This is a genomic window from Achromobacter pestifer, assembly GCF_902859625.1.
In the GTDB taxonomy this organism is placed as follows: Bacteria; Pseudomonadota; Gammaproteobacteria; order Burkholderiales; family Burkholderiaceae_B; genus Achromobacter; species Achromobacter pestifer.
The window spans coordinates 128,052-142,081 of record NZ_CADIJX010000008.1 but is presented as its reverse complement, the minus strand read 5'-3'; the positions used below and the strand labels follow the sequence as shown (position 1 = coordinate 142,081).

Annotated in this window: 13 protein-coding genes; 12 read left to right on the top strand and 1 reads right to left on the bottom strand. The window is 64.8% G+C overall.

Going from position 1 to position 14,030, the window contains the following annotated elements; genetic code table 11:
* Nucleotides 1-60: 60 nt before the first annotated feature.
* The 7 genes from queA (at nt 61) to HV753_RS25570 (ending at nt 7,393) form a co-directional block, all read left to right on the top strand.
* Complete coding sequence (gene queA, locus HV753_RS25600) at nt 61-1,119, top strand: tRNA preQ1(34) S-adenosylmethionine ribosyltransferase-isomerase QueA (RefSeq protein ID WP_175177390.1); 1,059 nt, start codon at nt 61-63, stop codon at nt 1,117-1,119.
* Nucleotides 1,116-2,252, top strand: coding sequence for a tRNA guanosine(34) transglycosylase Tgt (gene tgt / locus HV753_RS25595; RefSeq protein WP_175177389.1), 1,137 nt, complete (start codon nt 1,116-1,118; stop codon nt 2,250-2,252). The genes queA and tgt overlap by 4 nt, the downstream gene beginning before the upstream one ends.
* Nucleotides 2,253-2,463: 211 nt before the next feature.
* Nucleotides 2,464-2,805 carry a preprotein translocase subunit YajC gene (gene yajC, locus HV753_RS25590; RefSeq protein ID WP_175177388.1) on the top strand — a complete coding sequence of 114 codons (342 nt, stop codon included), beginning with the start codon at nt 2,464-2,466 and terminating at the stop codon, nt 2,803-2,805.
* A gap of 109 nt (nt 2,806-2,914) precedes the next feature.
* Nucleotides 2,915-4,795, top strand: coding sequence for a protein translocase subunit SecD (gene secD, locus HV753_RS25585; protein WP_175177387.1), 1,881 nt, complete (start codon nt 2,915-2,917; stop codon nt 4,793-4,795).
* A 53-nt stretch (nt 4,796-4,848) separates the two neighbouring features.
* Nucleotides 4,849-5,784: a protein translocase subunit SecF gene (gene secF, locus HV753_RS25580; protein WP_175177386.1), complete on the top strand. Its 936-nt coding sequence runs from the start codon at nt 4,849-4,851 to the stop codon at nt 5,782-5,784.
* A gap of 176 nt (nt 5,785-5,960) precedes the next feature.
* Nucleotides 5,961-6,638 carry a VOC family protein gene (locus HV753_RS25575; RefSeq protein ID WP_175177385.1) on the top strand — a complete coding sequence of 226 codons (678 nt, stop codon included), beginning with the start codon at nt 5,961-5,963 and terminating at the stop codon, nt 6,636-6,638.
* A 44-nt stretch (nt 6,639-6,682) separates the two neighbouring features.
* Nucleotides 6,683-7,393, top strand: coding sequence for an alanyl-tRNA editing protein (locus HV753_RS25570; protein ID WP_175177384.1), 711 nt, complete (start codon nt 6,683-6,685; stop codon nt 7,391-7,393).
* Nucleotides 7,394-7,451: 58 nt separating this feature from the next.
* Here HV753_RS25570 and HV753_RS25565 read toward each other — a convergent pair whose 3' ends face one another.
* Nucleotides 7,452-8,219, bottom strand: a complete 768-nt coding sequence (locus tag HV753_RS25565; RefSeq protein WP_175177383.1) for a phosphatase PAP2 family protein — start codon at nt 8,217-8,219, stop codon at nt 7,452-7,454.
* 171 nt (nt 8,220-8,390) lie between these two features.
* Between HV753_RS25565 and miaB the strand changes: the two genes are divergently transcribed.
* From miaB to lnt, 5 genes are all read left to right on the top strand, one after another.
* Complete coding sequence (gene miaB / locus HV753_RS25560; protein WP_175177382.1) at nt 8,391-9,854, top strand: tRNA (N6-isopentenyl adenosine(37)-C2)-methylthiotransferase MiaB; 1,464 nt, start codon at nt 8,391-8,393, stop codon at nt 9,852-9,854.
* On the top strand, nt 9,851-10,876 hold the full coding sequence (locus HV753_RS25555) for a PhoH family protein (RefSeq protein ID WP_175177381.1): 1,026 nt from the start codon (nt 9,851-9,853) through the stop codon (nt 10,874-10,876). Before miaB ends, HV753_RS25555 begins: the two co-directional genes overlap by 4 nt.
* A complete protein-coding gene (gene ybeY / locus HV753_RS25550; RefSeq protein WP_175177380.1) occupies nt 10,866-11,342 on the top strand; it encodes an rRNA maturation RNase YbeY in 477 nt (158 codons plus the stop codon). The genes HV753_RS25555 and ybeY overlap by 11 nt, the downstream gene beginning before the upstream one ends.
* 167 nt (nt 11,343-11,509) lie before the next feature.
* On the top strand, nt 11,510-12,400 hold the full coding sequence (locus tag HV753_RS25545; RefSeq protein WP_175177379.1) for a CorC family transporter: 891 nt from the start codon (nt 11,510-11,512) through the stop codon (nt 12,398-12,400).
* Nucleotides 12,397-14,025 (top strand): apolipoprotein N-acyltransferase, encoded by a 1,629-nt coding sequence (gene lnt / locus HV753_RS25540; protein ID WP_175177378.1) that lies wholly within the window; start codon nt 12,397-12,399, stop codon nt 14,023-14,025. Before HV753_RS25545 ends, lnt begins: the two co-directional genes overlap by 4 nt.
* Nucleotides 14,026-14,030: the final 5 nt, after the last annotated feature.

Below are 14,030 nucleotides of genomic sequence, written 5' to 3'. Positions count from 1 at the left end.
TCCCGGCCGGCGCGGCCCGTGGTTTTTCCCGGATCGCCCCCCTGACAGACAGATACCCGCGTGCCCCAGTCCCTGACCGTTTCCGATTTCAATTACGAGCTGCCGCCCGAACTCATCGCGCAGACGCCTGCCGCCGAACGCACGGGCAGCCGCCTGCTGCATCTGGACGGCGCCAGCCAGTTGCATGACCGCCAGTTCGCGGACCTGACCGGCCTGCTGCGCCCCGACGACCTGCTGATCTTCAACGACACGCGCGTCATCAAGGCCCGCCTGCCCGGCTACAAGATCACCGGCGGCAAGATCGAAGTCCTGGTCGAACGCATCACCGACACCGACCGCGTCCTGGCCCATGTGCGCGCCAGCAAGTCGCCCGGCGCCGGCATGGTGCTGCGTCTGGCCGACGCTTTCGACGCCACGGTCCTGGGGCGCGAGGGCGAGCTTTTCGACATCCGTTTCCCCGGCCCCGTGCTGGACTTGCTGGATGCCCACGGCGCCACGCCCCTGCCCCCCTACATCACGCACGCGGCCGACGCTGGCGACGATGACCGCTATCAGACGGTCTACGCCCGCGAACCCGGCGCGGTGGCGGCTCCTACCGCCGGCCTGCACTTCGACCAACCCACGCTGGACCGCCTGGCCAGCCTGGGCGTGGCGCGCGCCTTCGTCACCCTGCACGTGGGCGCCGGCACGTTCCAGCCGGTGCGCGTGGACAACCTGGCCGACCACATCATGCACGCCGAGTGGTTCACGGTGCCCCAGGCCACGGTGGACGCCATCGCGGCCGCCCGCGCCAAGGGGGGCCGCGTGATTGCCGTTGGCACGACCAGCGTGCGCGCCCTGGAATCCGCCGCCGCCCAGACCGAGGGCCGCACGGCTCCCGGCCTGCCGCTGGCCGCCGCCCAGGGCGACACCCGCCTGTTCATCACCCCTGGCTACCAGTACCGCGTCGTGGACGCGCTGGTCACCAACTTCCACCTTCCCCAGTCGACCCTGCTGATGCTGGTGTCGGCGCTGGCCGGCGTTGAGCCGATCCGCCGCGCCTACGCCCACGCGGTGGCCCAGCGCTACCGTTTCTTCAGCTATGGCGACGCCATGTTCATCGAATCCCCTGCCCCATGACCGGACTGAACTTCGAACTGCTCGCCACTGACGGCGGCGCGCGCCGCGGCCGCATCACGCTGAACCACGGCGTGGTCGAAACCCCCATCTTCATGCCTGTCGGCACCTATGGCAGCGTCAAGGCCATGATGCCGCACGAGCTGAAAGAAATCGGCTCGCAGATCGTGCTGGGCAACACCTTCCACCTGTGGCTGCGCCCGGGCACGGAAATCATGGAAAAGCACGGCGGCCTGCACGGCTTCATGCAATGGGACAAGCCGATCCTGACCGATTCCGGCGGTTTCCAGGTGTTCAGCCTGCAAGGCATGCGCAAGATCACCGAGGAAGGCGTGAAATTCGCCTCCCCCATCGACGGTGCGCGCCTGTTCCTGACGCCCGAAGAATCCATGCGCATCCAACGGTCGCTGAATTCCGACATCGTGATGGTGTTCGACGAATGCACGCCCTATGAAATCGATGGCCGCCCTGCCACGACGGAAGAAGCCGCCCGGTCAATGCGCATGTCCCTGCGCTGGGCCCGCCGCTCGCGCGAGGAATTCGACCGGCTGGGCAATCCCAACGCGCTCTTCGGCATTGTTCAGGGCGGCATGTACGAATCGCTGCGCGACGAGTCCCTTGCAGGCCTGCAAGACATCGGTTTCCACGGCTATGCCATCGGCGGCCTGTCGGTGGGCGAGCCCAAGGAAGACATGATGCGCATCCTGGCGCACGTGACGCCCAAGCTTCCCGCCCAGGCCCCCCGCTATCTGATGGGCGTGGGCACGCCGGAAGACCTGGTCGAAGGCGTCTCACGCGGGGTCGACATGTTCGACTGCGTGATGCCCACCCGCAACGCCCGCAACGGCTGGCTGTTCACCCGTTTCGGCGACGTCAAGATCCGCAACGCCAAGTACCGGGACGACACCCGGCCGCTGGACCCCAGCTGCGCCTGCCATACCTGCGGCCATTTCTCGCGCGCCTATCTGCACCATCTGCAACGCGCGAACGAAATCACCGGCGCGCGGCTCAATACGCTGCACAACCTGCATTTCTACCTGACTATCATGAAGGAAATGCGCGAAGCGATCGCCGAAGGGCGCTTCAATGCCTGGCGCGCGCAATTCGCGGCGGATCGGGCCCGCGGCATCGAGTAATTTGGCCTTTTTCGGGGTAGGGGCTTTTCTAATGGAAAATCGCCCCCATTGATTGGGATCCCCCCCTAGTGAAAGGCCGGCAATAACCTATATACAATAGTCGGCTTGCCCTATCCATGGCTCGCGCGGGGATGGGCGCATAAAAAGACAGCTATAACAATATAGCCATAGCAACAAACAACCCAAACAGACTCAAACGCAGGAGAATTCAATGTCCGTTATCGATACCGCCAGCCTCGTCGTGGCCCAGGCCGCCCCTGAAGGCAATGCGCTGATGGGCATGCTGCCCATCGTCCTGATGTTCGTGATCCTCTACTTCCTGATGATCCGTCCCCAGATGAAGCGCCAGAAAGAGCACCGTAACCTGATCGCCGCCTTGGCCAAGGGCGACGAAGTGGTCACCGCCGGCGGCATGCTTGGCAAGGTCACCAAGGTCAACGACAGCTACGTGACCGTTGAAGTCTCCGAACTGGCCGACAAGCCGGTCGAAGTGATCATGCAGAAGTCGTCGGTCTCGACCGTGCTGCCCAAGGGAACCATCAAGGCCCTGTAAGCGTCCCACAGGAGCCCTGTCGGGCTCTTTTGTACGATGGCGCCTGCCGCCGCCCGTTGCGCTTGCCGCTCGGGCGGCCCCTTATCTCTTTGACATGAAGTAGCCGGCAATGAACCGCTATCCCCTCTGGAAGTACATTACGGTCCTGATCGCGGTCATCATTGGCCTGCTGTACACGCTTCCCAATTTCTACGGCGAATCTCCTGCCGTCCAGGTTTCCAGCGCCAAGGCCACCATCAAGGTGGACACGGCCATGCTGAGCCGGGTTGAACAGATCCTGACGGACGCCAAGATCCCCAACGAAGGCGTCTACTACGAACAAAATGGCACGCTCGGCACCGTGCGTGCGCGCTTCACGTCGACCGACCTGCAATTGCAGGCCCGCGACCTGATCGACAAATCCCTCAATACCGTCGCCGACGACCCCCACTACACCGTGGCGCTGAACCTGCTGCCCGCCTCGCCTCCGTGGATGCGCGCGATGGGCTGGTTCGCCCCCAAGCCCATGTACCTGGGCCTGGACTTGCGCGGTGGCGTGCACTTCCTGCTGCAAGTCGACATGCAAGGCGCGCTGACCGCCCGCTACGACTCGCTGGCCGCCGATGTGCGCTCGGTGCTGCGCGACCAGAAGGTCAACGTAGCCGGCGTTGAACGCTCCGGCATGGGCATTGCCGCCACGTTCGCCAACACGGACGACCGCGACCGCGCCATCTCGACCCTGCGCACCCGCCTGCCCGACCTCGAATTCACCGAACGCGAAGAAAACGGCAAGCAGTTGCTGCTTGGCGCGCTGAACCCCGCCGCCGTCCAGCGCGTGCAGGATTCCGCACTGAAGCAGAACATCAACACCCTGCATAACCGGATCAACGAACTGGGCGTGGCCGAGCCGGTCATCCAGCAGCAGGGCGCGGATCGCATCGTGGTGCAACTGCCCGGCGTGCAAGACGTGGCCAAGGCCAAGGAACTGCTGGGCCGCACCGCCACGCTCGAAATCCGCATGGTCGACGACACCCCCACCGCGCAAGCCGCGCTGCTGGGCGGCACCGTGCCCTTCGGCCTGGAACGCTATAACGACCGCGACGGCCGTCCGATCCTGGTGCGCCGCCAGGTCGTCCTGACGGGTGAAAACCTGCAAGACGCCCAGCCCGGCCGCGACTCGCAAACCCAGCAGGCCGCCGTCCACCTGACGCTGGACTCCAAGGGCGCCCGCATCTTCCGCGACGTCACCCGCGACAACGTCGGCAAGCGCATGGCCATCCTGCTGTTTGAAAACGGCAAGGGCGAAGTGGTCACGGCGCCGGTCATCCGCAGCGAAATCGCGGGCGGCCAAGTGCAGATCTCGGGCAGCATGAGCTCGGAAGAAGCCGCCGACACCGCGCTGCTGTTGCGCGCTGGCGCGCTGGCTGCGCCGATGTCCATCATTGAAGAACGCACCATTGGCCCGAGCCTGGGCGCCGACAACATCTCGAAGGGCTTCCATTCGACGCTGTACGGTTTCCTGGCCATCGCGGTCTTCATCATCCTGTACTACCACCTGTTCGGCGTGTTCTCCACGGTCGGCCTGACCCTGAACGTGCTGCTGCTGCTGGCGCTGTTGTCCATGCTGCAAGCCACGCTCACCCTGCCAGGCATCGCCGCTATCGCGCTGACGCTGGGCATGGCCATTGACTCGAACGTGCTGATCAACGAGCGGATACGGGAAGAACTGCGCGCGGGGGCCTCTCCGCAGCAAGCGATCCATCAGGGGTTTGAACGCGCCTGGGGCACGATTCTTGACTCGAACCTCACGACGCTCATCGTCGGCCTGGCGCTGCTGGCCTTCGGCTCGGGTCCGATCCGGGGCTTCGCGGTGGTGCACTGCCTGGGCATTCTGACGTCGATGTTCTCGTCGGTGGTCGGTGTGCGCGCCTTGGCTAATCTGTACTACGGCCGCAAGAAGAAGCTCTCCACGATCTCCATCGGCGAAGTCTGGAAGCCGAAGACCAACTGAACATCCGCGCGGGCGGCCTAGCCGCCCGGCACAGATAAAGCCGAAGGCGAAAAATGGAATTTTTCCGTATTCACCGCACTATCCCGTTCATGCGCCATGCATTGGTGCTGAACATCATCAGTCTCGTCACGTTCATCCTGGCGATCTTCTTCATCCTGACCCGCGGCTTCCACCTGTCGATCGAATTCACCGGCGGCACGGTCATGGAAGTCAACTACGCCCAGACGGCGCAGCTTGAAAACGTGCGCGGCGTGGTGTCCAAGCTGGGCTACACCGACTTCCAGGTGCAGAACTTCGGCACCTCGCACGACGTGATGATCCGCTTGCCGCTGCAAGAGGGCCAGACGTCGGCCACCCAAAGCGAAACCGTCATGGCCGCGCTGAAGACCGCCGATTCCGGCGTCGAACTGCGCCGCGTGGAATTCGTGGGTCCGCAGGTGGGCCAGGAGCTGCTGCACAACGGCCTGATGGCCCTGCTGGTGGTGGTCATCGGCATCATGGTCTACCTGGGCTTCCGCTTTGAATGGAAGTTCGCCGTGGCCGGCGTGATCGCCAACTTGCACGACGTGGTCATCATTCTTGGCTTCTTCGCCTTCTTCCAGTGGGAATTCTCGCTGTCGGTGTTGGCGGGCGTGCTGGCGGTGCTGGGCTACTCCGTGAACGAATCCGTGGTCATCATGGACCGGATCCGCGAGAACTTCCGCAAGTACCGCAAGGCGGACGTGCACGAAGTCATCAACAGCGCCATCACGCAGACCATTTCCCGGACCATCATCACCCACGGTTCGACGCAGATGATGGTGCTGGCCATGTTGTTCTTCGGCGGCCCCACCCTGCACTACTTCGCCATGGCCCTGACCATCGGCATCTGGTTCGGCATCTATTCGTCGGTGTTCGTCGCCGCCGCGCTGGCCATGTGGATGGGCGTCAAGCGCGAAGACCTGATCAAGCCGGTCAAGAAGGACGGCGAAGAAGGCGAAGCCGCCTGACCCGCCTGACGCTTCAAACCAAAACCCGTCGCTTGCGACGGGTTTTTGCTTTTTGAAGCCCTGTCCGCTTCGCATGGCCCAACCCAAGGCGTCACCGCTTGACGGCGACTGTACCGCTCGTCCAGTTACCGGTGTACGGGTACGAACGCGCCCGCTTTCGCTACCATAGGCACACCATGAAACTATCCATCGATCATCTCGTCATCGCTGCGGCCGATCTGGCCAGCGGCACGGAATACGTAGCCAGCATCCTGGGCATCGCGCCCCAGGGCGGCGGCGCTCACCCGCGCATGGGCACTCACAACCGCGTGCTGGGCATGGCGGACGGCATTTATCTGGAAGTGATCGCCATCGATCCGGATGCGCCGCAGCCGGACCAGCCGCGCTGGTTCGGATTGGACCAGGGTGATGTGCGGGCCCGCCTGGAGCAAGGCCCCTTTCTGGCACATTGGGCGGCGCGGGTCGATGCGCCGATGGACCTCACCCGCATGCAGGCCGACCATCCCGACCGCATTGCCCCGGTCATCCCCATGACGCGCGGCGACTTGCGCTGGCGGCTGACCGTGCCTGCTGACGGCAGCCTGCCCGCCTGGCGCGAAGCCGGCCATGCCGCGGGTGATGGCCTCCTGCCCACGCTGATCCAATGGGACGTCGATGCCTACCCCGGCGTCAGCCTGCCACGCCAACCCCTGAAGCTCGTGCGCCTTTCGGGCAGCCACCCTCAGGCCGGATTACTGCGCCAGGGGCTGACCTGGATGGGTGCAGACACCCTGATCGACCTTGAACAGACCAACGGGCCACCGCGCCTGCGCGCGCAGATCGAGACCCCGCAGGGCCTGAAGACCCTGGCGTGAACATCCATAACAACAACTCAGCAACCCAGACCGGAGACCTCCCCATGCCCGCCACGTACAAGCGATTCGATGACGAACCCTATCTGGGCCAGTGCGACGCCACCGTCATCGCCGTCAGCCCCGACGGCATCGAACTGGACGAAACCGTCTGTTATGCGCGCAGCGGCGGGCAAGCAGGCGACACCGGCACGCTTACGCTAGCGGACGGCCGTGTCCTGACCTTGAGCGACACCGTCTACGCCGACGACCGCCAACGCATCCTGCATGTGCTGGATGGCGACACGGCCCCGCAAGTGGGCGACCGAGTTGTCGTCGCCATCGACTGGCCCCGCCGCCATCGGCTGATGCGCCTGCACACCTGTTTGCACTTGCTGGGTTCCTTGGTGCCGGCGCCCGTGACGGGATGCAGTATCTCGCCCGATTCCGCCCGCATCGATTTCGACCTGCCCGAATCCACGCTGGAAAAGACCGACCTGACCGACCGCCTGAACGCGCTGATCAACGCCCGCACCGACGTCGCCGTGAATTGCATCACGCCCGAGGAATTGGCCGCGCAACCCGATCTGGTCCGCACCGTGGGCGCCGCGCCGCCCGCCGGCACCGCCAGCATCCGCATCATCGAGATCCCGGGCGTCGACCGCCAGCCCTGCGGCGGCACGCATGTGCGCAACACGGCCGAGATCGGCCCCATCGCCGTCACCAAGATCGAAAAGAAAAGCCGCACCAACCGGCGCGTGGTGATCAACTTCGCCTAAGCCGTCTGCGAAGCGTCGAAGCGCGGCCTGCGGCCTCGGCCAAGGGCGGTATTCGCCCCTACGCCTTCTTCCACCAGCGCCACGGCGCGCGCAGCGGCCATTGGTATTTGCTGCACAAGACGCGGGGGGCCAGCACGTGGCCGACCAGCACGGCGATGCCGGCCGCGGTCATCACGTCGGACAGGTAGTGGTCCAGATTGACCAGCCGGCTCATTGCGACCAACGCCGCCAACAGCAGGAAGGCCACGCGCCAGCGCGGGGCCAGGATGCCCAGCACCACGGCCACCGCGAACGCCGCGTAGGTGTGGCTGGACGGAAAGGAATTGAACTGCTGCACGCGCGAAAAGGATTCGCCCAGGCCGTAGATGCCTTTCTCGAAGAACAACTCGGGACGCGCCCGCGCCACCGATCGCTTCAGCACCAACACCACCAGCCCACCCACCGCCATGGTGGACAGCATCAGCAGGCTGCCGCGTGCCATGCTGGCGTAGCTCATGCGCAAGGGGTTGCGCCAGCCGCGCGCCAGGCCAATCAGGCCCACGACGTAAAAGGCCAGCGCGACCCCGATGTACGGGCCGCTTTCACCCAACTGCCCGACCCATTCAAAGGACTCGTTCACGCCATCGGATACCGACTGCTTGATCCAGATGGCCAGCGGCAGATCCACCCAACGCGCGCAGGCGCCGGCCACCAAGGCCAGGGCAACGCCCAGCGACAGCCAGGTAGCTAGCGAAAACGGGTTACGGACTTCGTCTGGCGCGGGCAGGCCTGGCGCGGCGGGGGTCACGGGAGCGGCCACCGGAGGCGTCATGGGATTGGGAGTCATCGGTACCGCTCAAGGAAAATGAGAAATATTTACCAGCCGCTGAAAGCTGGCCGGATCGCTATCGTAACGGCGACCGCCTGCCAGACCAAGAAACAATTTTCACGCAAGGGTTAAAATTCCGCCTTTCCAGCTCTTTAGCCCCCGGGATCTACACCCGTCACGGCGACCATCATGCAAGAAACCTCCCTGAAACGCGACAATGCGCGCGTGAACGCTCCGCACGACGGCGGCACCGCTGCTACCCCCCTCGCGGACGCCCCCGCAGACGCCGGCGCCAGCTCTCCCCGCAAACTGTACATCCGCACCTTCGGCTGCCAGATGAACGAGTACGACTCGGACAAGATGGCCGACGTGCTGCGCGGTGACCAGGGGCTGGAACTGACCGACAACCCGGAAGACGCCGACGTCATCCTGTTCAATACCTGTTCGGTGCGCGAGAAGGCGCAGGAAAAAGTCTTCTCGGACCTGGGCCGGGTGCAGCACCTGAAAAAAACGAACCCGAATCTGGTGATCGGGGTCGGCGGCTGCGTGGCCAGCCAGGAAGGCGCAGCCATCGTCAAGCGCGCGCCTTACGTGGACGTGGTGTTCGGCCCACAAACGCTGCACCGCTTGCCCGACCTGATCGCGCGTCGCCGCTCGGAAGGCCGCTCGCAAGTGGACATCAGCTTTCCCGAGATCGAAAAGTTCGACAACATGCCGCCCCCGCGCGTGGACGGCGCGACGGCGTTCGTCTCGATCATGGAAGGCTGTAGCAAGTATTGCAGCTTCTGTGTCGTGCCTTACACGCGCGGCGAAGAAGTCTCGCGCCCGTTCGAGGACGTGCTGATCGAAGTCGCCGACCTGGCCGACCAAGGCGTGAAGGAAGTGACGCTGCTGGGCCAGAACGTGAACGCCTACCGCGGCAAGATGGAAGGCACGGACGACATCGCCGACTTCGCCATGCTGCTGGAATACGTGCACGAAATCCCCGGCATCGAACGCATCCGCTACACCACCTCGCACCCCAAGGAAATGACGCAGCGCATGGTGGACGCCTACGCCCGCCTGCCCAAGCTCGTGTCGTTCCTGCACCTGCCCGTGCAAGCGGGCAGCGACCGGGTGCTGGCCGGCATGAAACGCGGCTACACCACGCTGGAATTCAAGTCGGTGGTCCGTCGCCTGCGCGCGGCCCGCCCCGACCTGACCTTGTCGTCCGATTTCATCGTGGGCTTCCCCGGCGAAACCGAAGAAGACTTTGAAAAGACGATGAAGCTGATCCAGGACGTGGGCTTCGACACCTCGTTCTCGTTCGTCTATTCACGCCGTCCCGGCACGCCCGCGGCCGACCTGACGGACGACACGCCGCAGGACGTGAAGCTGCGCCGCCTACAGCGCCTGCAAGCGCTGATCAATGAACAGGCGGCCACCATCGCCCGCAACATGGTCGGCACGCGCCAACGCCTGCTGGTGGAAGGTCCCTCGCGCCGCGACCCCAACGAACTGATGGGCCGCACCGAGAACAACCGCATCGTGAACTTCGCCGCACCCGCGCGGCTTATCGGACAAATGGTTGACGTCGTCATCACCGAAGCGCACACCAATTCGTTGCGCGCCCGGGTGGCTGACGTGGACCGCGATCTCCAAGAGACTGAATGACCACTCCCCGTTCCCGCGCCCGCCGCAGCATGCCCGCCGTCGTCAATCTGGACGGCGACAACACCCACCTGGCCAATCTGTGCGGCCCGCTGGACGAAAATCTGCGGCAGCTTGCCGACGGCATGGGCGTCAAGCTCTCTCGCCGTGGCAGCCGCGTCACCATTGAAGGCGAACAGGCCGAACTGGCCGGCCGGGTACTGCGACGCTTCCACGAACAGGCCGTGCACCGCGCCCTGTCGGTCGACGACATCCAACTGGGTCTGGTCGAGATCGGCGTGGGACGTCAGGAAGAAAAGCCCCAGGAAGAACAGGTGCGGGAAGCCGATCCGCTGCCCGCCTTGGACGACGAAAGCGACAGCATCGCGCTGCGGACCAAGCGCAGCGACCTGCGTCCACGCACGCCGCGTCAGCGCGACTACCTGAACAACATCCTGAAGCACGACATCACCTTCGGTGTCGGCCCCGCCGGCACTGGCAAGACGTGGCTGGCCGTGGCCTGCGCCATCGACGCGATGGAACGCGACACCGTGCAGCGCCTGGTGCTGACCCGCCCGGCCGTCGAAGCCGGCGAGCGCCTGGGCTTCCTGCCCGGCGACCTGGCCCAGAAAGTAGACCCTTACCTGCGCCCGCTGTATGACGCGCTCTACGATCTGATGGGCTTCGAGAAGGTGCAACGCCTGTTCGAGAAACAGACGATTGAAATCGCCCCGCTGGCCTATATGCGCGGACGCACGCTGAACCATGCCTTCATCATCCTGGACGAAGCGCAGAACACCACGCCGGAACAGATGAAGATGTTCCTGACGCGGATTGGCTTCGGCAGCAAGGCCGTCATCACCGGCGACCCCTCCCAGGTCGACCTGCCCCGCGGGCAGGACAGCGGCCTGGCTCACGCGGTCAAGGTATTGCACGACGTGCAGGGCATCGCCACCACTCGTTTCACCAGCCGCGATGTCGTGCGCCACCCGCTGGTCGCCCGCATCGTCGACGCCTATGACCGTGCCTCCGAAAATGAAGCCTGATCTGTCCCTGTCCGTCCAGTACGGGATCGAAGAAGCCCGTCTGCCCCGCTGGCGTCTGCGCCGGTGGGCGGAACGCGCCCTGGCAGCAGCCGCGGAAGACGGTCTGGTCGATTTTTCGGCCGCCGAACTCAGTCTGCGGCTGGTCGGCACGGCAGAAGGCCGCCGCCTGAACCGGGATTTCCGCGAACGCGACTACGCCACCAATGTGCTGACGTTCGAGTACGGCGTGGACCCGGTGGGGGTCGCGCGCGGCGACATCGTCATGTGCGTGCCCGTGCTGGTGCGCGAGGCCCGCGAACAGCGCAAGGCGCTGTTGGACCATGCCGCCCATCTGACCGTCCACGGCGTGCTGCACTCGCTAGGCTACGACCACATCAAGGCACGTGACGCCAAGCGCATGGAGGCGCTGGAAACCGCCACGCTGGCGAAGATGGGCATCGCCGATCCTTACGTCACTGCGCAATAGCCGGGGCACCGGAGGCCCGCAGTGCGGGTCTACCCCTAGAAATTGCCGGAAAATGGCGCCACGCAAGGCGTAGATGACGTCGTTTGGCCCCTTTTTCACGGTCGCGGTTACAAACGGGAAGCCAGTTTCGGTTATGCTGGCCCCTCCATAACTTGTCCTCCCGGACGATGTCTGACCCTTACCCTGCCCCCGAAGCGACCTCTGCTCGCTCAGCCAAACCCGCCACTAAATCCCTTCTAGACCGCCTGCTTTCCCTTGTGCGCCGAGAGCCCGAGGACCGCGAAGGCATCAAGGCCATTCTGGAAGCCGCCCACGACCGCAACCTGCTGGACGCCGAGTCCTACAAGATGATCAAGGGCGCGCTGGCCGTGTCCGAGGGCACCGTCGGCGACATCATGGTTCCACGCTCGCGCATGGACCTGCTGGACGTCACCCAGCCCATCCCCTATCTCGTCGCCACGGTCATCGAAACCGCGCATTCGCGTTTCCCGGTTTACGAAGGCGACCGTGACAACATCATCGGCATCCTGCTGGCCAAGGATCTGCTGCGCTGCATGTTGGAACCCAACATCGAAATGCGCACGCTGGTCCGTCCCGCCGTGTTCATCCCGGAATCCAAGCGCCTGAATGTGCTGCTGCACGAGTTCCGCGCCAGCCGTAACCACCAGGCCATCGTCATCGATGAGCATGGCGGCATTTCGGGCCTGGTCACGATGGAAGACGTGCTGGAGCAGATCGTCGGCGACATCGAAGACGAATTCGACGAAACCGAAGAAGACTCGATCTTCCCCGAAGGCGAAAACCAATGGCGCGTCCTGGCCGCCACGGATATCTCGCACTTCAACGAGGTGTTCGGCTGCCGCTTGCCCGATGACGAATACGACAGCGTCGGCGGATGGATGGGAGGCCAGTTGGGCCGCATCCCGCGCCGCGGCGATATCGCCGAATTCGACGGACTGCGCATGGAAGTGGCGCGCGGTGATGCCCGCCGCGCCATCTGGCTGCGCGTCAAGCGCAACACGCCCACCCAAACTTCTCGCCCCCACGACGACGCATGAGCCGTACCCCGCGCAGCCGACTCCTGCGCGGCGCCGCCGGCTTGACGCTGGCAGGTGCCGTGCACGCCCTGACCTTCGCGCCCGGCCCTTTGCCGGACTGGGCGCTGGCCATCACGCAGATCCTGGCGCTTGCCATCGCCGCGCGCGTCACGCTTACCGCCCCGTCGGCCAAGCAGGCCTGGGCGCGCGGCTGGCTGTTCGCCTTCGTCACCTATGCCGTGGGCCTGTACTGGCTCTACATCAGCATGCATCGCTATGGCGATCTAGCCGCGCCGCTGGCGGTGGCCGGCGTGCTGGCCCTGTCCTCGTTCCTGGCGCTGTTTCCTGCCACGGCCAGTGCGCTGGCGCGTCGATTCACCCCATTGACGAACGACACGACGCCATCCGGCATCTTGTCTGCCACCTTGGCCTGGGCCGCGCTATGGGCCGGCTTTGAATGGCTGCGCGCCGTGCTGTTCACCGGCTTCCCGTGGCTGAACATCGGGTATGCGCAGGTCGACAGCCCGATTGCCGGCTGGGCGCCGATACTGGGCGTTCATGGCATGGCATTCGTGGCCGCGTTCGCCGCTGCCGCCATCGCCAGCCTTTGGCAGCCGTCCCGCAAAAAGGCCAGAGACTCGCGCCAAGCGCTGGCGGCCGGCATTGCGTTGGCGCTGGCCGTCGCCGGTTGGCCGCTATCGCGCGTGGACTGGTCTTCCCCCACCGGTGATCCGCTGAATGTGCGCCTGATCCAGGGCAACATTGAACAATCACAGAAATTCGACCCGGCGCTGCTGGAACAAAGCCTGGTGCGCCACCTGGAAATGACGGCCATGGCGCCGCCCGCCGGCGTCCCCGCGCCGGAATTGGTGATCCTGCCCGAAACGGTATTGCCCGTGTTTCAGGATCAGCTTGATCCGCGCATCTGGGATGCCTGGCGCGGCGTGGCCGCCCGAGGCAACTTCACCATTGCCATGGGCGTACCCCTGCACGACCGCGTCAATGGCCGCGAACGCTATACCAACAGCGTGATGGGGTTTGACGGCAATACGCCGGTCGAACAGTTGGTCGCCGGCAGCACCACCATGCGCTACGACAAACGCCATCTGGTGCCTTGGGGCGAATACGTGCCGCCAGGATTCCACTGGTTCGTGGACATGCTGAACATCCCGCTGGGCGATTTCGATCGCGGCGCGGAACGCCAGACCCCCTTCGCCGTGGGCGGCCAGCATATTGCCTTCAACATCTGCTACGAAGACCTGTTCGGCCCCGACTTGCTGCCGGCGCTGCTGCCCAGCCCCGATGGTGAGCCGGGTGCGACCATCCTGGTCAACGTCAGCAATCTGGGCTGGTTCGGCGATTCCTGGGCCTTGCGCCAGCATCTGCAAATCGGTCGGCTACGCACCATGGAGACCGCGCGTCCCATGCTGACGGCGACCAATACCGGCATCACCGCCGCCATCGACGCCAAGGGTCATGTCGCCGCGCAACTTGCCCCGCTGCAAGCCGGCATGCTGCCCGTGTCCGTGCAAGGCATGACGGGCCTGACGCCATATGCACGCTTCGGCGACAAGATCGCGCTGGCGCTCGTGGGCCTGGTGCTGATCGCCGCCATTGGCAGCGGTCGCAAAACACGCCGCGCCTGATCCGG

Excerpts from the sequence above, each read along its gene's own strand:
- lnt (WP_175177378.1), top strand. The coding sequence starts at position 12,397 with ATGAGCCGTACCCCGCGCAGCCGACTCCTGCGCGGCGCCGCCGGCTTG.
- yajC (WP_175177388.1), top strand. The coding sequence starts at position 2,464 with ATGTCCGTTATCGATACCGCCAGCCTCGTCGTGGCCCAGGCCGCCCCT.
- HV753_RS25555 (WP_175177381.1), top strand. The coding sequence starts at position 9,851 with ATGACCACTCCCCGTTCCCGCGCCCGCCGCAGCATGCCCGCCGTCGTC.
- secD (WP_175177387.1), top strand. The coding sequence starts at position 2,915 with ATGAACCGCTATCCCCTCTGGAAGTACATTACGGTCCTGATCGCGGTC.
- HV753_RS25545 (WP_175177379.1), top strand. The coding sequence starts at position 11,510 with ATGTCTGACCCTTACCCTGCCCCCGAAGCGACCTCTGCTCGCTCAGCC.
- HV753_RS25575 (WP_175177385.1), top strand. The coding sequence starts at position 5,961 with ATGAAACTATCCATCGATCATCTCGTCATCGCTGCGGCCGATCTGGCC.
- HV753_RS25570 (WP_175177384.1), top strand. The coding sequence starts at position 6,683 with ATGCCCGCCACGTACAAGCGATTCGATGACGAACCCTATCTGGGCCAG.
- miaB (WP_175177382.1), top strand. The coding sequence starts at position 8,391 with ATGCAAGAAACCTCCCTGAAACGCGACAATGCGCGCGTGAACGCTCCG.
- HV753_RS25565 (WP_175177383.1), bottom strand. The coding sequence starts at position 8,219 with ATGACTCCCAATCCCATGACGCCTCCGGTGGCCGCTCCCGTGACCCCC.
- tgt (WP_175177389.1), top strand. The coding sequence starts at position 1,116 with ATGACCGGACTGAACTTCGAACTGCTCGCCACTGACGGCGGCGCGCGC.
- secF (WP_175177386.1), top strand. The coding sequence starts at position 4,849 with ATGGAATTTTTCCGTATTCACCGCACTATCCCGTTCATGCGCCATGCA.
- ybeY (WP_175177380.1), top strand. The coding sequence starts at position 10,866 with ATGAAGCCTGATCTGTCCCTGTCCGTCCAGTACGGGATCGAAGAAGCC.